Source organism: Corynebacterium sp. HMSC08C04 (genome assembly GCF_001807495.1).
GTDB classification, from domain to species: Bacteria; Actinomycetota; Actinomycetes; order Mycobacteriales; family Mycobacteriaceae; genus Corynebacterium; species Corynebacterium simulans.
The window spans coordinates 226589-247315 of the sequence record NZ_KV789226.1 but is presented as its reverse complement, the minus strand read 5'-3'; the positions used below and the strand labels follow the sequence as shown (position 1 = coordinate 247315).

General features: G+C 57.3%; 20 protein-coding genes. 11 read left to right on the top strand and 9 right to left on the bottom strand.

Annotation, left to right across the window (positions count from 1 at the left end):
- The first annotated feature begins 126 nt into the window (after positions 1-126).
- Positions 127-1875, top strand: a complete 1749-nt coding sequence (locus HMPREF3169_RS09540) for a hypothetical protein (protein WP_246815624.1) — start codon at positions 127-129, stop codon at positions 1873-1875.
- Positions 1876-1978: 103 nt separating this feature from the next.
- On the opposite strand, the gene HMPREF3169_RS09535 is transcribed toward HMPREF3169_RS09540, so the two are convergent.
- The 3 genes from HMPREF3169_RS09535 to HMPREF3169_RS09525 form a co-directional block, all read right to left on the bottom strand.
- Positions 1979-2284, bottom strand: a complete 306-nt coding sequence (locus tag HMPREF3169_RS09535) for a hypothetical protein (protein ID WP_070433411.1) — start codon at positions 2282-2284, stop codon at positions 1979-1981.
- A gap of 44 nt (positions 2285-2328) precedes the next feature.
- On the bottom strand, positions 2329-2850 hold the full coding sequence (gene greA / locus HMPREF3169_RS09530) for a transcription elongation factor GreA (RefSeq protein WP_061921580.1): 522 nt from the start codon (positions 2848-2850) through the stop codon (positions 2329-2331).
- 267 nt (positions 2851-3117) lie between these two features.
- Positions 3118-3603 carry a DUF4307 domain-containing protein gene (locus HMPREF3169_RS09525; RefSeq protein WP_061921584.1) on the bottom strand — a complete coding sequence of 162 codons (486 nt, stop codon included), beginning with the start codon at positions 3601-3603 and terminating at the stop codon, positions 3118-3120.
- 94 nt (positions 3604-3697) lie between these two features.
- Between HMPREF3169_RS09525 and mca the strand changes: the two genes are divergently transcribed.
- The 3 genes from mca to HMPREF3169_RS09510 are packed head-to-tail and all read left to right on the top strand — an operon-like array spanning position 3698 to position 5730.
- On the top strand, positions 3698-4591 hold the full coding sequence (gene mca / locus HMPREF3169_RS09520; RefSeq protein ID WP_062041415.1) for a mycothiol conjugate amidase Mca: 894 nt from the start codon (positions 3698-3700) through the stop codon (positions 4589-4591).
- A 4-nt stretch (positions 4592-4595) separates the two neighbouring features.
- A complete protein-coding gene (locus HMPREF3169_RS09515; RefSeq protein ID WP_061921590.1) occupies positions 4596-4910 on the top strand; it encodes a hypothetical protein in 315 nt (104 codons plus the stop codon).
- Positions 4911-4959: 49 nt separating this feature from the next.
- Complete coding sequence (locus tag HMPREF3169_RS09510; protein WP_062035523.1) at positions 4960-5730, top strand: isoprenyl transferase; 771 nt, start codon at positions 4960-4962, stop codon at positions 5728-5730.
- A gap of 33 nt (positions 5731-5763) precedes the next feature.
- On the opposite strand, the gene coaA is transcribed toward HMPREF3169_RS09510, so the two are convergent.
- On the bottom strand, positions 5764-6690 hold the full coding sequence (coaA, locus tag HMPREF3169_RS09505) for a type I pantothenate kinase (RefSeq protein ID WP_070456265.1): 927 nt from the start codon (positions 6688-6690) through the stop codon (positions 5764-5766).
- Between the two features lie 148 nt (positions 6691-6838).
- Here coaA and glyA point away from each other — a divergent pair, with 148 nt between their 5' ends.
- The 3 genes from glyA to HMPREF3169_RS09490 are packed head-to-tail and all read left to right on the top strand — an operon-like array spanning position 6839 to position 10811.
- Positions 6839-8140: a serine hydroxymethyltransferase gene (gene glyA / locus HMPREF3169_RS09500; protein ID WP_061921596.1), complete on the top strand. Its 1302-nt coding sequence runs from the start codon at positions 6839-6841 to the stop codon at positions 8138-8140.
- 48 nt (positions 8141-8188) lie between these two features.
- A complete protein-coding gene (locus tag HMPREF3169_RS09495) occupies positions 8189-10141 on the top strand; it encodes a chorismate-binding protein (protein WP_070456263.1) in 1953 nt (650 codons plus the stop codon).
- Positions 10128-10811: an aminotransferase class IV gene (locus HMPREF3169_RS09490; RefSeq protein ID WP_070456261.1), complete on the top strand. Its 684-nt coding sequence runs from the start codon at positions 10128-10130 to the stop codon at positions 10809-10811. Before HMPREF3169_RS09495 ends, HMPREF3169_RS09490 begins: the two co-directional genes overlap by 14 nt.
- 45 nt (positions 10812-10856) lie before the next feature.
- On the opposite strand, the gene HMPREF3169_RS09485 is transcribed toward HMPREF3169_RS09490, so the two are convergent.
- The gene (locus HMPREF3169_RS09485) at positions 10857-11243 is read right to left on the bottom strand and encodes a DUF5997 family protein (protein ID WP_210386662.1); all 387 of its coding nucleotides are present in this window, start codon (positions 11241-11243) and stop codon (positions 10857-10859) included.
- A gap of 101 nt (positions 11244-11344) precedes the next feature.
- On the opposite strand from HMPREF3169_RS09485, the gene HMPREF3169_RS09480 reads away from it, so the two are divergent.
- From HMPREF3169_RS09480 to HMPREF3169_RS09465, 4 genes are all read left to right on the top strand, one after another.
- Positions 11345-12139 carry a LysR family transcriptional regulator substrate-binding protein gene (locus HMPREF3169_RS09480; protein ID WP_070456257.1) on the top strand — a complete coding sequence of 265 codons (795 nt, stop codon included), beginning with the start codon at positions 11345-11347 and terminating at the stop codon, positions 12137-12139.
- Positions 12140-12259: 120 nt separating this feature from the next.
- The gene (locus HMPREF3169_RS09475) at positions 12260-12922 is read left to right on the top strand and encodes an LGFP repeat-containing protein (protein WP_070433417.1); all 663 of its coding nucleotides are present in this window, start codon (positions 12260-12262) and stop codon (positions 12920-12922) included.
- Between the two features lie 215 nt (positions 12923-13137).
- On the top strand, positions 13138-14496 hold the full coding sequence (locus HMPREF3169_RS09470) for a PhoH family protein (RefSeq protein ID WP_062041396.1): 1359 nt from the start codon (positions 13138-13140) through the stop codon (positions 14494-14496).
- An 87-nt stretch (positions 14497-14583) separates the two neighbouring features.
- Positions 14584-15144, top strand: coding sequence for a GNAT family N-acetyltransferase (locus HMPREF3169_RS09465; protein ID WP_201040681.1), 561 nt, complete (start codon positions 14584-14586; stop codon positions 15142-15144).
- A gap of 458 nt (positions 15145-15602) precedes the next feature.
- Here HMPREF3169_RS09465 and HMPREF3169_RS09460 read toward each other — a convergent pair whose 3' ends face one another.
- The 4 genes from HMPREF3169_RS09460 to glpX all read right to left on the bottom strand — a co-directional run bounded on the left by HMPREF3169_RS09460 (position 15603) and on the right by glpX (position 20693).
- Positions 15603-17204 (bottom strand): MDR family MFS transporter, encoded by a 1602-nt coding sequence (locus HMPREF3169_RS09460; RefSeq protein ID WP_070456255.1) that lies wholly within the window; start codon positions 17202-17204, stop codon positions 15603-15605.
- Complete coding sequence (locus HMPREF3169_RS09455; protein ID WP_061921879.1) at positions 17198-17821, bottom strand: TetR family transcriptional regulator; 624 nt, start codon at positions 17819-17821, stop codon at positions 17198-17200. The genes HMPREF3169_RS09460 and HMPREF3169_RS09455 overlap by 7 nt, the downstream gene beginning before the upstream one ends.
- A gap of 207 nt (positions 17822-18028) precedes the next feature.
- On the bottom strand, positions 18029-19429 hold the full coding sequence (locus HMPREF3169_RS09450) for a class II fumarate hydratase (RefSeq protein ID WP_070456253.1): 1401 nt from the start codon (positions 19427-19429) through the stop codon (positions 18029-18031).
- A 250-nt stretch (positions 19430-19679) separates the two neighbouring features.
- Positions 19680-20693 (bottom strand): class II fructose-bisphosphatase, encoded by a 1014-nt coding sequence (glpX, locus tag HMPREF3169_RS09445; RefSeq protein WP_061921624.1) that lies wholly within the window; start codon positions 20691-20693, stop codon positions 19680-19682.
- Between the last annotated feature and the right edge of the window lie 34 nt (positions 20694-20727).

The following is a 20727-nucleotide window of genomic DNA, read 5'->3' as shown; positions in this document are numbered from 1 at the left end:
GGGGGGAAAATGAAAATTTCATTGAATAACTTCGTCAGAGTGAGTGAGCAGGTTGGCAATCTATCTCGACGATTACGATCAGCGGCTGGGACAGCGATTTCTCCGATTGACGGTAGTTTCTCGAGCGTGAACGGAGTTGGTGACGTTGGAACAATTCATCAACGGGTGATTGCCACGGACCCAGGCTCAGCGAGCAATTCACTGCGTAGCTTCGACGAACAGATCGAATGGTTGTCTAACACGTTGGTAGCTGAAGCTCGAGGGTTTGAATCTCAAGACTTGGCTAATAGTCGTGGTTTGGACATCGCCGATGCAGGTGGCTCGGTAACGGGTGAGGCGATGCCGGTGATGAATCAGCCTGACCCGGGCTATAGCCCTTTTGGCTTCGTGATGCCGGTGGTCAATGTTGGTTCTGACTTGTTCGGGCTGGCGATGGACTTGTTGAATACCAAGATCTGGAGTGTTTCGGAGACGAACTCGCGGTGGCGGACGTTGTCTACTGAAGTTGCGGCGATTGTGGACGGATTGAATGAGGCGGCTTCTTCGCTGGAATCCGAAAATGATAGTGAAGCAACCGCGCGGGCAGCACAAAAGATCCGGACTGTGGCGGAATCGGGTAGTCACTTCATTGCTAATGCTGAGGTGATGAGCCAGAAACTTTTCGGCTTCCAAGCCAATCTGATGGCGTCGCAGCCAAAGGCGATGGGCTTGGCCATGTCCGCGATGGCGATTCCTGATCCAGCAGCACGAAAGGCAGCCGAGCAGGCAGGCCTGGCCTTCATGCAAAGCGCACTCCAAACGCAAGTGGTCGCCGCGATGCCGTTCCAGCATCCACTGATGACCACGATGCCGCCTTCAGGCGGCGGAGACGTGAGCACCGACTTCGGCGGAGTAAACGGGAGCGGGCAGCGTTATAGCACTGCCAACGTAGCGTGGCCGAAGCATATCGCTGAAGCAATCTCGCGCGGAGAGCTTGGCCCAGGTTCTTTCGGGATTGTAAATGGCAAGGTCGAAGGCCTTGAGGGCTTAGGCATGAGCGATGCTGACATTCAGAAGTTCAATAATGACTTGGTCACCAATGGTCGGAATACACTTGCGGAACTAGGCGCGGGAGGCTTCAACCCGATCGCTGCCGGTGATGTCGGCACTAGGGGAGCAAGTGTCAATCTTGCTCCTGTTGCGCCAGGAGGTGCGGGCGCCGGTATGGGCATGGGCCCTGGTGTAGGAGCGGGTGCTCTTGGCGGGGCGCCATCGCTGGCTTCGGGTAGCGGTGCGACCTTAAACCCAGCGACTATGACCGCAGGTGCGGGAGCTACCGGTGGTCTTGGTTCTGGTGCAGGTACTGGTCCGATGATGGGAGCCCTTGGCGGCGCACCGGCTCTTGCAGGTAGTGCTTCAGCGAAGGGGCAAAGCCTTGGTCGTGGACAAGGGCTGGGCCTTGGAGTATCTAACGCCGGCGGCCATGGAGCGGGACGTCTTGGCGCTGTTGGACCAGGCGGAGCTTTTAGCGCCGGTGGAGTTGGCGGCACGGGAGGCATTGGCGGCGCCGGGCTGGCAGGCTCGGCAGGGTCAACCGCGGCGCCGAGTGCACGCACAGGCGCATTGGGTGCTGGTGGAGTAGGCGGTCCGGGTAATACTGCAGGTACCGCTGCAGCGGGCGTTAATTCGGCCCGGGGTGCGGGTAATACACGCGGTGCGATGGGGGGCCGAATGATGCCGTTGATGGCAGGAACCGGCCAGGGCGGCGGGCAAGATCGGCGTATCAAATCGGTGACCAGCAAGGTCGAACGCGATCCCAACCGTCGTGATCTCCTAGGCGAGCCGCCGGCAGCATTGCCGGGTGTCATTGGGGCGTGGGCCCGTGAAGAGAGTTAAGTCGATTGTCGAAGAATGAGTAAAGCGCCCAGGTGGAATGCCTAGGCGCTTTACTGCTAGTGATTGCTAGCTGCTGCTTGGTGCGCAGCATCAGCCGCGACGTTTACTGAGCCGGAACTACCTGGGTCTCAACAACTACGTTCGGATCGCCAGCGGCAGGAGCCTCGGAGCCGGCGGCCTCAGCACCAGTGGCCTCAGCACCGGTAGCCTCAGCCTCAGGAGCCTGGGTAGCGGAAGCCTCGGACTGGGAGCTGGACTCAGCTGGCTTTGGAGCCTTGCCAGTGTAGGTGGAGGCGTTATCGATCTTCTCGCTGGTGGAATCCTGCTGGTTCGGTGGGTGGCAAGCTGCCAGGGACAGGCCTGCAGCGAAAACCAAACCAGCAGTTGCGAAGCGGGAGAACTTCTTCATGGGTGCTCTTTCTCCAGAATGAATTGAAATAAAAGAAAAGAAAACTAGGACTCGCGCGGAGTTGCGGCCTTAGCTGAATCATACGGCGCTGCGGATTCCACCGTGACCGAAATGGTCTTGCCATTTGGTGCGGTGTACTCGCGGGTCTCACCCTCCTGAGCGCCAATCAGTGCAGCGCCCAGCGGGGACTGCTCAGAGTAGGTCTCCAGGTCCTTGTTATCGGAAGCGGCAGCGCGGGTACCGATAAGGAAGGTTTCCTTATCTTCCTTGTCGCCGTTGTAGTAAACGTGAACAACGGAGCCGACGGTTGCAACGCCCTCCTGAACGGCAGTGCGCTCAGTGGTGGAGTTAGCCAGAACCTCAGAGATTTGCTTGATGCGGGCCTCTTCCTGGTCCTGCATCTCGCGGGCTGCGTCGTAGCCTGCGTTCTCCTTCAGGTCACCCTCTTCGCGGCGCTCGTTAATCTCGGCAGCAACGACCGGGCGGTGGTCGATGAGAGCCTGCAGCTCAGCTTCAAGCTTGGCCTTGGTCTCCGGGGTGATGTATTGCTTCTGCTGCTCAGCCATAGTGCAACCTTCCGTAAAGCGGGGGTGAAGAAATGAAAACTATATGGATAAGGTCAGCTCCAAAACTGCGATTTGCAGCCGCGACCTGTCCTAAGCGCTACAAATCCTAGCACATGCGCTGCGTCTGCCACGGCGTCGACTAGCGCGTAAGGCTCCGCGCTTAAGGGGTGAATTCGCAGGCGATTTGCGGGGCGGGCGGCTATCGCCAAGCTACTGAGCAAGAAGAAGACGGTGCCCACCTTGAGCAATATAGATTGATAAATCTATTTAGTTGCTGGACTGCTCAACGTAGTCAGGGTGCTCCATATCCAAGTAGGAAGGAATATTTCCCGAGCAACCATAAACGCCACCGGCTACTGCGCGGTGATTAGTGGGGACGTCGACAGCAATGCGCTGGGTTTTCGGGCCGCCGGCCGGGACCGCGAACTCACGGCGTCCGACCTCTGCCTTGGAGTAATCGAAGGCCTGCACGATGCAGTATGCGTCTTCATCGATGTGGTTGCGGGTGACATCCGCCCACACACGGGTGGAATCGTCGGAAAGAACTTCGTGGGTGACGTAGGAGATGTCCGCGTTGACCTTCTCCTGCTTCTGGAAGTACTGCACGCCATAGATAATCGCGGCAATAAACATGGCGGCGAAGACCAAAACGATGGCTTTATTTGTGATGCTCGAGGTACTATTCGCAGAGCTGTCTGCCGTGGGGCGGGCACCGTAGCGAGCACCTGAACGAGGGGTACCGGCGGAAGTCATGAATCTTAGTCTAACCAACAGTCAAGATTTTCAAACTATCCACTAGGATGGACCTCTGTTCCGAAATTCAGCGCTAGAGGAGATGAACCCTACTATGAGCGACAAGCGCCTACTAGCCATTCACGCGCACCCAGATGACGAATCTTCCAAGGGTGCTGCAACCACTGCGAAATACGCGGCTGAAGGTGCCGAGGTTCTGGTGCTGACCTGTACCGGCGGCGAGCGCGGTGACGTCATCAACCCAGCGATGGATAAGCCGGGTGTGAAAGAAAACATGGGCGAGATTCGCCGCGAAGAGATGGCGAAGGCCGCCGCAGCCTTGGGCGTAGAGCACCGCTGGCTGGGGCATGTCGATTCCGGCCTGCCAGGCGGTGATCCATTCGATCCGGATCTAAAGAATCTGCTGCCGGAAGGTTGCTTCGCACTTATTCCAGATGATGAAGTAGCGCAAGAGTTCGTGAAAACCATTCGTGAGTTCCGTCCCCAGGTCATCGTCACTTATGACGAGATCGGCGGCTATCCGCATCCAGACCACCTGATGGTCCATCGAGCTTCCATCATCGCCTGGGAAAAGGCCGGAGATCCTTCCTACCACCCAGAACTGGGCGAACCTTATACGCCGCAAAAGCTCTATTACTCGCATGGCTTTGTCTACCAGCGCATGAAGCTCTTCCATGATCTTTTGGAAGAAGAGGGAAAGACCAGCCCCTATGGCCCGATGCTGGCACGCTGGGATACGGCCTTTGGGGACATCATGGCGCGCGTTACCACTCAGGTAGAGTGCGCAGACTACTTCCAAAATCGCGAGGATGCCCTGCGCGCGCATGCCACCCAGATTGATCCGGCAGGAGCATTCTTGGCGACGAGCGTCGATGTACAGCAGCGCCTATGGCCCACTGAGGAGTTCGAGCTCGCGCAGACCCGCGTTGCTACTGAGCTGCCGGAGTCGGATTTATTTGCAGGAATTGCCGAAGTAGGGGAGTCTTAGAAGCATGAGCGCATTTGATTCGCTGATTCTTGCAGCAGGTGACGTCCACGCACAAGTTAACTACCTAGCCCAGGGTGCCCAGGAAGGCCCGATGGGGCCTGAGTTTGGCAAGGCCTCGCCAATTGGCCTTCTCATCTTGGCGTTGATGGGTGCAGCCGTCTTGTTTGCGGGGTGGAATTTCCACCGTCGTTACTCGCGCTTTCGTCGTCGCACCATGTTCGCCCAAGACCACGGCATCGACCCTTTCGATGACCAGGCTGTCGACGCTGCGATGAAGGAAGCAGGCATCTTCGACCAGAGCAAGCGCTCCTTCTTGTAGGTCAATTGCGGCCTGTCCCTCGTCTTGGATTGTGTTTTAAGGACTAACCGTGAACTTCCTCAGCCAGTTGCTTTATCCCCTGTATGAGGCTCGCCTCACGCGCGCTATCAAGGGAACCCCGCAGCCCCGGCACGTTGCCATCATGGCGGACGGAAACCGCCGCTGGGCGCGGGAGGCTGGATTCACTGATATCAGCCACGGTCACCGCCAAGGTGCGAAGAAGATCAGCGAGATGATCTCATGGTGCAAAGACACCGATATTGAGGTCGTCACCATTTATCTTTTGTCCACGGAGAACTTGAAGCGCAGCACCCAAGAGGTGCAGCTTCTCTTCGACATCATCTCGGACGTTGTCACCCATCTTTCCAAGGGCGACTTGGACTGTCAGATTCGCTTGGTGGGCCATCTGGATCTCCTACCGGCTAAGGTCACCGAGCGCATGCGCCTAGCAGCGCAGGCAACTGAGGGTAATAAGGGCGTCATCGTTAACATCGCCGTCGGCTATGGCGGGCGTCAGGAAATCGTCGACGCGGTGCAAAACCTTATCCGTGACGAGGCCGGGAAAGGCCATAGTGCGGAGGAAATCGCGGGTAATGTTACCGCCGAGGCCATCACGAGCCACCTGTATACCAAGGGCCTTCCGGACCCAGATCTTGTCATCCGTACCTCCGGTGAGCAGCGTCTTTCCGGCTTCTTGCTGTGGCAGGCGGCGTATTCCGAAATCTGGTTCACCGATACCTATTGGCCGGCTTTCCGCCGCGTGGATTTCCTGCGCGCGCTGCGGGATTACTCCCAGCGTTCGCGTCGCTTCGGCAAATAGGGCCTCATCTGCGCGCCTAGAAACCCCCGTTTACTAGAGCTTGCGCATGCGTACCTTTTCCACCAAGTGGTGGGAACCCTTGCGCAAAACCAGGGAAGCGCGCGGCTTGGTGGGCAAAATGTTTTCCACCAAGTTGGGCAGGTTGATGGACTGCCAAATCTCGCGAGCCTGCGCGCGGGCCTCCGTATCGTTCATCTCTGCATAGGCAGCAAAGTGCGCGCCCGGCTCACGGAAAGCGGTATGCCGCAGTTGCAGGAAGCGCTCGATGTACCAATGCTCAATGTCATCGACGCGCGCATCGACGTAGACCGAGAAGTCGAAAAGGTCAGAGACCATTAGGGTAGGCCCAGTCTGGAGGACGTTGAGGCCCTCTAGGATAAGGATGTCGGGCCTTTGCACCACCTGATGCTCGTCAGGCAGGATGTCGTAGGAAATATGCGAATAGACCGGCGCTTTGACTTCCGCTTTGCCTGATTTCACGTCGGTGACAAAACGCATGAGTTTGCGCCGGTCGTAGGATTCCGGAAAACCTTTGCGCTGCATCAATCCGTGCTCATGGAGCACCTTTGCCGGATACAAGAATCCGTCAGTGGTCACTAGATCTACTTTTGGGTGGGTCTCCCAGCGCTGCAGAAGCAACTGTAGAACGCGGGCAGTGGTGGACTTACCCACCGCAACGGAGCCTGCGACACCGATGACGAAGGGCACGTGGTTTGCGCTGTTTCCCAGGAATTCCTCCGTAGCAGCCGTGAGCTCCTGGCGGGCTGCTACCTGCAGATGGATAAGACGCGATAATGGCAAGTAAACGTCAGCGACCTCGTCTAAGTCGATGCGATCACCGATACCACGAAGCGCCTCGACTTCTGCAGCGGTGAGAACCTGGGGCATCGACAAGCGCCTTTGGCGCCAGGTTTCACGGTCGAAGTCAAGGTATGGACTGGAATCGGTTGCACGCGCCATGGCCACATTGTCGCACCTTATTTCTTTCTGGGGAAAACCTTGGGGGATGAAATGGTACTTTCGTCCCCCGCGTGGGGGCGTGGCAGTTAATATGTAGGGCAGGTTTGAAACGACCAGTTAAGCAACCGAGAAGGGAATCAACGCTTCCATGACTGCCAATAATTCCGCAGACGTGCGCTATCAGGAGATGCGCGAGCTGGATCCGGACGTATTCAACGCCATCAACGGCGAAATCGCCCGTCAGCGCGAGACTCTCGAGATGATCGCCTCTGAGAACTTTGTTCCGCGTGCCGTTCTGCAGGCACAGGGCTCCGTTCTGACCAACAAGTACGCAGAGGGCTACCCAGGCCGCCGTTACTACGGTGGCTGCGAGCACGTTGATGTCATCGAAGATCTGGCACGTGAGCGTGCCAAGAGCCTCTTCGGCGCTGACTTCGCCAACGTGCAGCCACACTCCGGCGCTCAGGCTAACGCTGCGGTACTGTCCAGCCTCGCCGAGCCGGGCGACAAAATTCTGGGCCTGTCCCTGGCGCACGGCGGCCACCTCACCCACGGCATGAAGCTGAACTTCTCCGGCAAGCTTTACGACGTCGCAGCTTACGAGGTCGACCCAGAGACCATGCGTATCGACATGGATAAGCTGCGTGAGCAGGCTATCAAGGAGCAGCCGAAGGTCATCATCGCCGGTTGGTCCGCGTACCCACGTACTCTCGATTTCGCTGCTTTCCGCTCCATCGCGGACGAGGTCGGCGCAAAGCTGTGGGTCGATATGGCTCACTTTGCAGGTCTGGTTGCTGCTGGTCTGCATCCTTCTCCGGTACCGCACGCTGACGTCGTTTCCACCACGGTTCACAAGACCCTGGGCGGCCCACGCTCCGGCCTCATCCTGGCGAAGCAGGACTACGCTAAGAAGCTCAACTCCAGCGTCTTCCCAGGTCAGCAGGGTGGCCCTCTGATGCACGTCATCGCTGCAAAGGCAATCGCTTTGAAGATCGCAGCTTCGGAGGAGTTCAAGAACCGTCAGGAGCGCACCCTTGAGGGCGCACGCATCCTTGCTGAGCGCCTGACCGCATCCGATGCCAAGGCAGCCGGCGTTGACGTGCTGACCGGCGGCACCGATGTTCACCTGGTTCTGGCAGACCTGCGCAACTCTGAGCTCGATGGCCAGCAGGCTGAGGATCTGCTGCACGAGGTTGGCATCACCGTCAACCGCAACGCTGTGCCGAACGATCCACGCCCACCAATGGTCACCTCCGGCCTGCGTATCGGAACCCCTGCGCTGGCCACCCGTGGCCTCGATGCAGCAGCCTTCGAAGAGGTCGCTGACATCATCGGTACCGCACTCGCACAGGGCAAGAACGCTGATGTTGAGTCCCTGCGCGGTCGCGTTTCCAAGATCGCTGAGCAGTACCCGCTCTACGACGGTCTTGAGGATTGGAAGATGGTCTAAGGCAGCCAAGCGCTACCCCGCGCATCCGCCGCCTATAAAATTCCGGTTATGAACCTGCTGATCGTAGATAACCACGATTCTTTCACCTTCAATCTCGTGGACTACGTTCGGCGGGTAACCGGGTGCGAGCCCACGGTTGTCCCGAATGACATCCCGTGGGCTCGCATTGATCTGGCGCTTTACGACGCCGCTATCATCTCGCCGGGGCCTGGTAGCCCGGCCAATCCGGCCGACTTGGGAATTAGTGCCAATGTGCTGCGTGAATTCACCGGCCCAATCCTCGGCGTGTGCCTTGGCATGCAAGCTATGGTGCACCTTGCAGGTGGGGAAGTGGGCCTAGCTTCCGCCCCGGCACACGGTATTGTTACCGAAGTAGACCACGATGGCTCTGGGCTCTTCGAAGGCCTTGTCAGCCCACATCGCGTGGTGCGTTACCACTCGCTGGTAGCCCACCGTGTTCCCGAATGCTTCGATGTGACCGCCACCTGCGCCGACACTTTTGGCACGACGCTCACAATGGCCATCGCACACCGCACAAAACCCCAGTGGGGCGTGCAATTCCACCCGGAGTCACTGCTTACTGATTCTGGCCCGCAGCTCATCGAGAATTTCCTCGGCCTTGCCAGACGCTATTATGCACGCCAGTATTTCTGCGTACGCACTGTGGATAAAGAAGTCTCACTTGAAGATGCAGCTCGTGCGCTGACCGGAAATGCCTTTTGGCTCGACTTTGGCCGCTTTAGCATTCTTGGCGATGACTCTGGTCACAGGGCCCGACATCTCAGCTATAACTGTCAGCCGGGCAAAGACTTCTTCGAAGTGGCTAAACGCGAGTATGAACGCCACGTTCTCCCCGCGCGCGTTGGAGCTCCGATTCCCGGTTGCGACTTCGCCCTAGGGTGGGTGGGCTACCTCGGCTATGAAGTCGGCGTCGAAAAGCAGCGCTTCGCCCAGTCCCAAAGACATAGGTCACCGGGGCCAGACGCAGAGTTTATTTTCTGCGACCGGGCGATAGTGGTGGACCATGAACAGCGCAGAACTCACCTCTTAAGCTTCGCCGACGACAGCAAGTGGCAGCTTAAGCTCGCCACGGATTCGGTACCGCAAGCTCCCTGGCAAAGCCCTGGCCGGCTGGTTCACGGCGAACAAGAATATCTAGAACGTATCGCTGCCGCTCAGGACTATATGGTGCGCGGCGAGTCCTATGAGGTGTGTCTGACCAATCGCATTGAGTTGGAACCTGTGCCAAATCCCTTGGCGACCTTCCTCCAACTGCGCGCGGCTAATCCGAGCAAGCGCACCGGCTTCCTGGGGTTTGCCGGCAACGCGCTGCTATCGACGTCGCCGGAGCAATTCTTAAGTATTGACGCATGGCGAAACGTTTCCTCGACGCCAATTAAAGGAACGAGCCCGCGCGATACGGACCCAGAAATAGATGCGGCGAATGCGCGTAGTCTCCGGGGCGAAAAGACCACGTCGGAACTGCTCATGGTGGTGGACATGGTCCGTCACGACGTAGCTCGCGCCTGCGACGATGTGCGGGTGCCCCATGGTTTTCAGGTGCACTCTTATTCTACGGTGCATCAACTCATGTGTGAGGTAACCGGGCGCCTGAAGCAGCAGTCTAGCCCCATAGATGCGATTGAGGCCGCGTTTCCCGGCGGTTCCATGACCGGTGCGCCGAAAGAACGCACGATGCAGATAATTGACGAGCTTGAGGACACCTGGCGCGGCGTCTACTCTGGCGCCTTTGGCTACCTTTCGCTGACCGGTACGGCGGATTTTTCCATGGTGATTCGCTCAGTGGTCAGCAACGAACGCGGCGCTTATTACGGTGTGGGCGGGGCAGTGCTGGCTGTAAGCGAGCCTTCCGCGGAGTGGGAAGAAACCATGGTCAAAGCGCGCCCGCTGTTTAATCAATTGGGCATGACTCCAAGCGATCTTCACGCGCGGAAGGAACCACATGCTGAAAGCTCGGAGACCTTAGATGAATCACGTTGATTGCCGCCTGGTGGATTCTTTTCTGGTCCGCGAAGGGCGCGCTATCCGCCCCGACCTCCACCGCAAACGCTTCGGCGATGGTTATCCAGTACTCGGCGAAATCCCGCAGGAGGGGCAATGGTTTCCGCGAATTACAGAAAATGCTGTGGAATGGCGTCTAGCCCCAGCCCTGCGCACCCACTCGACGTTGTGGGTTCCAGAGACTGTGGATCCGCGGGAGCATCCATTGCTTAAAGGCCCGGATTTGCCTAAGCTCGCGGAGCTAAGACAAAAGGCCCGCGACCATGGTGCGGATGATGCGGTTTTGCATTCGGCCCGTGGGGTTGTCCATGAGGCCGCAAATGCGGCAATCGTGTTCAAAGATGAGAAGGGTCTCGTGATGGGCCCACATGGTTCTGTTCTGCTCTCGACCACCGTGCGCGCCACCGTCGAGGCGGGGCTTATTGATCAACCGCGCCGAGTGGAACTTTCAGTGGAGGAAGCTCTTCAGCTGCCAGCCTGGTGTGCCAGTGCACTGCATGGTTGGACGCCGGTAACGAAGTGGCTCATCGGCGGTGAAACGCTTGCCGGAGCAGAGCACCCAGCATTGGGCAAACAATGTCAAAGCGCTGCGGAGCTCAACGAACAGTTGTGGCAGTCCGCCGTGCCACTGGCAGAAGACTATTCCTAGATTTTCTCAGCCCTTGGTTCTGAGGTGGCGCTAGGGCCTTAAGATTTAAGACTCGTTAGCAGGAGAGTCTTCATAGGCAGGCTGCCCATTGCCGTCACGGTTTTCGGCATGTGCCTTGCGCGCAGCAGCCAGCCACTCCGGCATTTCTACCAAGAGTTCCTTGATCTCTGGAGTGGTCATCGGGCGGTCAAGTTCGTTCTTCTTTAGAGAAGTAACGGAGATACCGAGCTTCTGTGCCACGACGGGGCGTGGGTGTGGGCCGTTCAGGCGCAGGTCGACCAACCACTGTGGTGGGTTGTCTTGCAGCTCGCGTAGCTCTGCATGGCTGACAGCGGAGTTCTGGAATTCCTCCGGGGTAGCGGGCAAGTAGATGCCGAGCTTCTTCGCTGCGGTTTGCGCACGCATCGCGGTGCCAGAAGGCTGTTTATTCATCTCATTCACTCTCCCTACGGTAGCAGCACGGCGGGGGAGGTGTCACTGCCCATAAAGTGCAGGAACTAGTACTGAGCAAGCAAGACAGTACTATTGGCTGCATGCTGCGACTAGTCTTTGCCACGGGCACCGAACCAGGAAAATGGTTTGAACGATACCGCTCCAACCCGGATTATGGGGAGCTAGTCACTTTAGACGCTGATGATACTCTTGCAACTTTGCTCGAAGGCGAAGCCGACCTTGCCTTGACCCGAATCCCCGCAGAGGGCGCGGATCCGCGCATCGATGATTCCTTCCATCTAGTGCGTCTATATGAAGAAGCCCCGGGAATTGCCGTTCCCAAGGATTCTGTTTATGCAGAGGTAGGCGAAGAGATTGAGCCCTCCGATGTTTCTGAGGAGCATCTGAACTACCGCATTGGCGATGACGCCCAGGTCGACGTCGAAGCAGTGCGTACAGGTCTTCAGGTGGTGGGCGCCAACGTGGGTATTGTCATTGCCCCGCGCCCATTGCTGAAGGTGCTCAGCAAAAAGCAAGTAGTGCCTTTGGCGTTCAATGATCCGACAGTGGCGCGCACTGCCATTGCTTTGGTCTGGCGAAAGGACCGCGATGGCGAGGACATCCAAGCATTTGTCGGGGTAGCTAAAGGACGAACCAAAAACTCCTCCCGCGGTACTGCGGTGAAGCTTAGCGCCCGCGAGAAATCTAAGGCTAAGCAAGCGCGCCGGGAAGCCGCGGCCAAGGGCCAAGGTGGCCAAGGAAAAGGTCAGCAAAGTGGCCAGAAAACGACAAGTTCTAGGTCACGGTCCGGTAACAAGCGGGCTGTTCAAGGCCGAAAAACCAATCCGTTACCAAAAAGTAAGAAATCCTCTCAGCGGGGAAAACGACGCAAATAACGATATTTTTCGCCTAAATTGTTGAAAACTGGGTGGCTGCTGTGAGTGATCCGTCTATAGCGTTAATTGAGTTGCCGCAAGGCAGAAGAAATTCACATATTTAGAAAAGGATTATTAATCATGAACAAGATTTCCCGTCGTTTCGCCGCTGGCCTGACCGCAGCTTCCCTGTCCCTGGCAGTTGTTGCTTGCTCCGACGCTGAGGATGCAGCAAACAACGCTGGCGATGCCGCAAAGGACGCAGCAAGCCAGGCAACCGACAAGGCCGGTGACGCTGCTAAGGACGCCAAGGATAAGGCCGGCGAGGCTACCGACAAAGCTGGCGACGCTGCCAACGATGCCAAGGACAAGGCCGGCGATACTGCCGCTGATGCTTCCGATAAGATGAGCTCCGATAATTCCAAGGACGGCGCAGCTTCCGGTGAGATGAAGAAGATTAATACCGCAGCTGGCGAGGTTGAGGTTCCGGCCGCTCTGGCTTCCGCAATCGACGAGAAGTCCGCTGAGTGGGGCGACGTTCAGGATGTAGAAAACTCCGAGAATGGCTTCCTGGCTACCTTCGCTGAGGACAAGCTGCTTGCCTTCAACGAAGAGTCTGGCGCACAGCCAATCATTGGCAAGATCGCTGAGACCTGGAAGGGCGAGGGCGGCCTGGCAAATAAGGTTGGCCTGCCTTCCGCTCCAGAGCAGGCTGAAGGTAACGGCTGGGTTCAGGAGTTCACCAACGGCACCATCAAGTGGATGAAGGGTGAGTCCGGCCAGTACGAGGCTACCGTTGAGTAAATCTCGCTAATTTAATAAAGCGGGCTAGGTTTCTACCTAGCCCGCTTTTGTGATCACTGGTGGTCCTCATGGTCGCAGTACCAATTCACGAGCTTTTGGCTGGTATGAACCTTGCGTTTTCGCAATGTTCATCTTTCACCCATGTAATTTCAACCTTTGGCGCTTAGCTTGGGAAGAGATCAAGCAACACGATCTAAAGGGAGAACCCCGCAATCATGACCAATCCTTCTGTTCTGACCGAGCCTATGAGCCCCAGTGCAGTGGCCACTAAGACCTACGTTATTGATACCTCAGTCCTCCTTTCTGACCCATGGGCCCTGCGCAAGTTCGCAGAGCACGAGGTCATCCTTCCCATCGTCGTCATCTCCGAATTGGAAGGAAAACGTCATCACCCTGAGCTTGGCTGGTTCGCCCGCCAAGCTCTTCGCTTTTTGGAGGACCTGCGTGGTGCATACGACGGCCTAGACCAAGCGGTTCCGGTCAACGTTGAGGGCGGAACCTTACGCGTTGAGCTAAATCATCAGGATCAGTCTTTGCTGCCATCCTCCTTCCGGGGTCCCGAAGGTGACCACCGCATTCTCGCTTGCGCACTCAACCTGGCGCATGAGGGCAAAGACACCGTGCTTGTGACTAAGGATGTCCCACTGCGTGTCAAGGCTGGTGCAGTTGGCTTGCAAGCCGACGAGTACCACGCGCAGGACGTAGTTCTTACCGGCTATACCGGCATGGCTGTGGTTCATACTTCTGCTGAAGTCATCGATGCTCTCTACCGTGATGGGGAAGTCATGGTAGACGGCGTACTGACTGAAGATGGCACTGCTATCGAAGAGCTTCCAGTTCACTGCGGCATCAAGCTGGACGCGGCAGGGCAGTCCGCGCTTGGCCGCATGACGGCAGAGGGCACCATCCAGCTCGTACGCGGTGATGTCAATGCGTTTGGACTGCAGGGCCGTTCCGCGGAGCAGCGCGTGGCACTTGACCTTTTGTCAGATCCCTCCGTGGGCATCATGTCCCTGGGCGGCCGTGCCGGCACTGGTAAGTCTGCGCTGGCGCTGTGCGCGGGCCTTGAAGCAGTCCTGGAGCGCGGTGAGCACCGCCGCATCGTGGTTTTCCGCCCCATGTATGCAGTGGGCGGGCAGTCGCTGGGATACCTTCCAGGTAGCGAGTCCGAGAAGATGAATCCCTGGGCCCAGGCCGTCTTCGATACCCTCGAAGGCCTTGTCTCTGACAACGTCATGGAGGAAGTCCATGACCGCGGCCTCCTTGAGGTTCTGCCGCTGACCCACATCCGTGGTCGGAGCTTGCATGATTCCTTCGTCATCGTCGATGAAGCGCAGTCGCTTGAGCGCAACGTCTTGCTCACCGTCCTGTCTCGCTTGGGCAAGGGCTCGCGCGTGGTGTTGACGCACGACGTCGCCCAGCGTGACAATCTGCGCGTGGGCCGCCATGACGGTGTGCAGGCTGTCATTGAAAAGCTCAAAGGGCATGAGCTATTTGCACACGTGACCCTCCAGCGCTCAGAGCGTTCTGCAATCGCCGAGCTTGTCACGGACTTACTCGAAAGCGAGGCTTAAGGTTAAACCGTCTTCCTTGATCGCGGCTAGCTAACTTTTTCCGGTTTATATAGCCGTACAGGTAGTTGTCTTGTAATAATGAATCACATGGCAGAAAACAAACCCGCGAAGAACTTTAAGATTCGACCTTTTGTTACGGCCGACTATCCCCAGATGCGGACAATTTATGAAGAGGGCCTAAACACCGGTCACGCCACGTATGAAACGCGTTCTTTGACGCTGGAGCAGTTTACCCGTGCAAAGATCATGTCCTCGGTCTTCGTTGCGGTTGAGGAAGACGATGATTCCAAGGTATTGGGCTGGGTTTCTGCAGCGCAGATTTCCTCCCGCTCAGTCTTCCATGGTGTGGTGGAAGATTCCATCTACATCAGCGCGGAGGCTCAAGGCCGTGGCATCGCCGGTGCCCTGCTCGATAAGCTCATCGAAACCTGCAAGGACCTCCACAAATGGGCAATCCACGCGTGGATCTTCCCAGAAAACCAGGGTTCCGCAGGCCTGCATAAGTCTCGCGGCTTCGTCAAGGTCGGTACCTACTCCCACATGGCGAAGATGACCTACGGCGAGATGGCTGGTCAGTGGCGCGACACCGACGTCTACGAGCTACTGCTTCCGAAGCCCGATGAGCGGGAGCGAGGCAACAATAATTAGGACTTTTAGCTAGGCAATAGAGCTAGAAAAACTCGGCGGCGGGGAATGTACCGCGCATTATTGTCCTCATGACCTCGTCAATGTCGCGGCGTTGAGGTTGGCGCAATTGCTGAAGACATAAGAGAACTCCCGGTCTGAAATCGCTTCCTATTTCAGACCGGGAATTTTCTATGCTGACAATTGCCGCCGGTATCATTGATGATGGAACCCTGAGAGATAGAGCAAAAGGCGGATAAAAGCTGGAATTTCAATTCCTTCTTTCTCAGCGAGTGCGACCAGATAGTCGCGAGTGCGCCACACGTCGACCGAGTTAACATTTAGAGCCAAGACTTCCTTGAGCAAGCCCGGGGGGATAGACAAGGTTGTTCTCTATGGTGGCGTCGTCTAGCGCAATGCGGGACTGGAGCTCACAGCGCTCCTCGCTAGTAGCCTTCGATTCTTTGTCTGGTGAGTGATATTTAAGAGATCTCTTCCTTAAGGTGCTCTTCCGTGACGGGAAGAACCAAAAGAAGGGCAACGGTGGCCATAGGAACCATCAGCAGGATGACTGGGGTGAGGCCATCGTTGTAGGCGTTGAGGATGACGGACTGAATTGCATCCGGAAGGTGCGCAACCATGTTCGGGGTCAGGCGGGAAGAACCGCCCGTTGCGGAAGCGAACTGCTCAGCGTACTGCGCGCCCTCAGGGCCCATGGCCTTGATTGCAGCTGGCATGTTGGCTGCCATCTCATCCTTCATGTTGTGGATGAACAGGGATCCAACGAGGGAAGCGCCCACTGCGGAACCAATCTGGCGGAAGAAGTTGTTGGCAGCCGTTGCGGTACCGACCAGCGCGATAGGGAAGGAGTTTTGCACGATGAGAACCAGAACCTGCTGCACAAAACCCAGGCCCACGCCGAAGACGAAGAACTCAGCACCGAGCTGAACTAGGGTTGTATCCACGGTCAGCTTGGACATCCAGAACAAAGCACCGGCGGTGATGATAAGGCCGATGATTGGGTAAATCTTGTAATGGCCCGTGCGGGCGATGATGAAGCCAACAGCAGTCGAGGTGCCGATGAGGCCTACCATCATCGGAATCATCATGAGGCCCGCCTTGGTTGGGGTCAAGGTATGAACCATCTGCAGGTAGGTTGGCATGTAGCCAAGCACACCGAACATTGCCAGACCGAGGACAGTACCGGCTGCGGTGGTCAGAACCATGTTGCGGTTCTTAAAGAGGTGAACCGGAATCAGCGGCTCCTTGGCCTTTGCCTCGACGATCACGGTGATAATAGCGCCGACGACAACGGTGATGCCCAAGCCAATGATGATTGGGTCAGACCACTCGTACTGCGTGCCGCCCCAAGTAGTCATGAGGATGAGGGAAGCGGTGGTGATAGCGATGAAAGTAGCGCCAAGAGCGTCGAACTTACGCAGGTCAGTATCGCCAACGCGCAGGTGCAGCACGATGGTGCACACGGTAATGGCGAGCATACCAAGTGGAATATTAATCCACAGACCCCAGCGCCAGCCCGGGCCGTCGGTGAACCAGCCGCCGAGGACTGGGCCGAGAACGGAAGAAAGGCCGAAGACGCCGCCCATGATGCCCATGAACTTGCCGCGCTCACGAGCAGTGGTGACCTCCGCGATGATGGACTGGGAGGAAATCATCATGAAGCCAGCGCCGAAGCCCTGGACAGCGCGGCCCAAAATGAGCCAGTTCATGTCATTTGCGAAGCCACCGATGGCAGAGCCGACGACGAAGACTGCGATGCCGCCGATGTAGAGCCACTTGCGGCCCATCATGTCGCCCAGCTTGCCAGAGATTGGCATAGCGATGGTCATGGTGACCAAGAAAGCGGAGATAACCCAGCTCATGTGGTCGACGCCGCCGAGCTCGCCCACGATAGTAGGCAGGGCCGAAGAGAAAATCATTTGGCCCAAGGAGCTCATCAACATGGTGAGAACGAGGGCGGAGAAAACGAGAGCTACGTTGTTTTCTTTCTTTTCGTTTCCGCCAGCTTGCGCTGGCTGCGCCTCGCCGACGTTGTTCGTCGGCGACTTGGCGGTATCTACCATTTTAGTCCTTTCGTGAAAGTGATAACGAGTGCGAGTGCATCATTGAACTTTTGCTCAAATGGTTGTTCGCAGCTGATTTCGGGGGAAGCGGTGGCAATCCAAAGCGCTTCTCTAACGGTGGCTCCGATGAGTAATGCTTCTGTCTCTGGCGCAACTTCTGGCATGAGCTGGAGCTGCGGTTCTTGCTTGAGGCGAAGCGTAATGAGTTCTGCAATCTCGGTTGACTTTGCGCGTTTGCGGCTAAACGACGCCGCGGCAGCATCTGGGTCGCTTGCTATGCGGCGCCGCCTTGCTGCAATTGTTTTGTCGGCGTGGTGCCCGTCCAAATGGGAAATGACGAGTTCCACGGTCAAACGCAGGAGGTTTTCAGTTGGAGTGTCAAGGAAATATGCTCGTTGGTCTTGGGAAAATAGTGCGCTAGGGGCGCCTAAGACTGCGGAGTCTTTGGAATCGAAGTAGTTAAAGAATGTGCGCCTTGAAATCCCGGCTTTTTCGCAGATCTCCTCAATGGTGACTGCGGCGAAGCCTCGCTTGTCCACTAGGGAAGTGGCGGCGTCTTCGATACGCAGTCGCGTCTTGAGTCGCTTCTGCTCGCGTAGTGACATTTCTTCTTGCACGCTGTGCAACATTACACCCGGTGCAAGTTTGCACCAAGTGCAAACTTCGTGATTTTTGAGTCCCTGAGGTACCTTCAGTGCGCTTGGTCACAAATGCTTTTGGGGTAGCGAAAAGCCTCCCGCTGTCATGCACTCGGGTGGGTGCCCGAGCGGCAAGGCAGTGGGAGGCTGAAAAGTGCTGCTTGAAAGTACCGCTAGGTAGAAAGCTTAGAAGCTATCACGCTCGCGGTTGGTCATGGACAAGACGTTGAGGCGCTCATCCAGCTCTTCCTCGGTGAGGTTCTCGCCGTCGACGAAGCCCAGGTCAATGACGGCCTCGCGGACGGTGATCTTCTCGTGCAGTGCGTGCTTAGCAGCCTTTGCTGCATTCTCGTAGCCGATCTTGGAATTCAGCGGGGTAACGATGGAGGTAGAGGACTCAGCAAACTTCTTCATGCGCTCCTCGTTAGCCTCGATGCCGTCGACGCACTTCTCAGCGAAGATGCGGGAGACGTTAGCCAGCAGGCGAGCGGACTCAAGGACGTTGCGTGCCATGACCGGGATGAACACGTTCAGCTCGAAGTGGCCGTTGGCGCCGCCGAATGCAACGGCAGCGTCGTTGCCGATGACCTGTGCGGAAACCATGGTGGCTGCCTCGCACAGAACCGGGTTAACCTTGCCCGGCATGATGGAGGAACCTGGCTGCAGATCCTTCAGGTGGATTTCTGCCAGGCCGGTCAGTGGGCCGGAGCCCATCATGCGGATATCATTGGCAATCTTGTTCAGGGATACCGCAACGGTGCGCATTGCTCCGGAGAACTCAACGAGTCCGTCGCGCGCCGCCTGAGCCTCGAAGTGGTTCTCTGCTTCCTTGAGCTGCTCAACGCCGGTGAGCTTCTTGAGCTCTTCGGTGACCTTTGCACCGAAGTCAGCGGAGGTGTTCAGGCCGGTGCCGGTTGCGGTGCCGCCGATAGCCAGCTCGCCCAGGCGTGGCAGGGTGGCCTCGATGCGCTCGATACCGAGCTCGATCTGGCGTGCGTAGCCACCGAACTCTTGGCCCAGGGTGATCGGGGTTGCGTCCATCAGGTGGGTGCGGCCGGACTTAACGACGTCCGCGAATTCCTTGGCCTTGGCGCTCAGGGACTCGTGCAGCACCTTCAGGCCTGGGATGAGGTCGTTGACAGCTGCCTCGGTGGCCGCAACGTGGGTTGCGGTAGGGAAGGTGTCGTTGGAGGACTGACCCATGTTCACGTGGTCATTGGGGTGAATCTCTACGCCGTTGTTGTGGGCGATCGAGGCGATGACCTCGTTGGTGTTCATGTTGGAGGAGGTGCCAGAGCCGGTCTGGAAGACGTCGATTGGGAAAGCATCGTCGTGCTTGCCCTCAGCGATTTCCTTCGCTGCAGCGATGATTGCGTCAGCCTTGTCCGCATCGAGCGTGCCGGAATCCTTGTTGACCTGTGCGCAAGCTGCCTTCAGCAGGCCCAAAGCGCGAATCTGAGCGGCCTCAAGCCCGCGGCCGGAAATCGGGAAGTTTTCTACAGCACGCTGGGTCTGTGCGCGCCACAGAGCATCAACAGGAACCTTCACTTCACCCATGGTGTCGTGTTCAATGCGGTACTCAGTCATGAAATCCACCTCAAAATTATGTGTTGAATAAAGATGTTCATTTAGCGATTGTGTCGGGAGGGAGTCGGAATAACGTGTCCCTTCCGGCAGTAAACGCAATAATAAGATTTGTATCAACCGGCACCATAATGGTGCTGGAAGTCACGCCTCACTAAAACCAGTATGGACTAAATGGCGTGCGAATGTGCAAGGTGCACGTCCATGCTGAAAAGGGCGTGCACCAAATGCAAAAGCGGGTCTTTAAAAACCTTTAGGCATCCGCTGCGTTGGAGTAATCAATAACGGAGTACTCCTGCAGCTTGGCCAGCTTGTGTACGGAATCGATGTAGCGGATGGTGCCGGACTTGGAGCGCATAACCAGGGAACGGGTAGTGGCGCCGTTTGCACGGTAGGAAACACCGCGCAGCATGTCACCGTTGGTAACGCCGGTAGCAGCGAAGTAGCAGTTATCGGAGGAAACCAGATCGTCGGTGCCCAGAACGCGGTCCAAGTCGTGGCCAGCCTGGCGAGCTTTTTCGGCTTCTTCCTCGTCCTTCGGCCATAGCTTGCCCTGGATTTCGCCGCCCATGCACTTCATGGCGCAAGCGGTGATGATGCCCTCAGGGGTGCCGCCGATGCCCATCATCATGTCGATGGAGTTGGAATCTTGGCAGGTAGCGATTGCGCCTGCGACGTCGCCGTCCATGATGAGGCGAACCTTTGCGCCGGCAGCGCGGATCTGATCGATAAGGTCCTGGTGGCGCGGGCGGTCCAGTACAACGACGGTGAGGTCGGCAGCCTTGATGCCGAGCTTCTTAGCGACGGAGTTGATGTTCCACTCAACGGACTGGTTGATGTCGATTGCGCCGACGCCAGCTGGGCCGACAGCAATCTTGTTCATGTAGAAGACGGCGGACGGGTCATACATGGTGCCACGCTCTGCGGCAGCGATGACGGAAATAGCGTTCGGACGGCCCTCTGCCATCAGGCGGGTGCCGTCGACCGGGTCAACTGCGATGTCCATTGCAGCGCCCTCGCCGGTGCCCACTTCTTCGCCGTTGAACAGCATCGGGGCTTCGTCCTTTTCGCCCTCGCCGATGACCACAACGCCGTTCATTGCGACGGAGTTGATGAGCTTGCGCATTGCATCCACAGCTGCGCCGTCGCCCTCATTCTTCTTGCCACGGCCTACCCAGCGGCCGGAGGCCAAAGCTGCGGCCTCAGTGACGCGAACCAGCTCCATAGCGAGGTTGCGATCTGGCATGTAAGAAGTGTTTTCGGACATGTGTTTAGGCTGCCTTCCATTCTTTTTCTGTCTC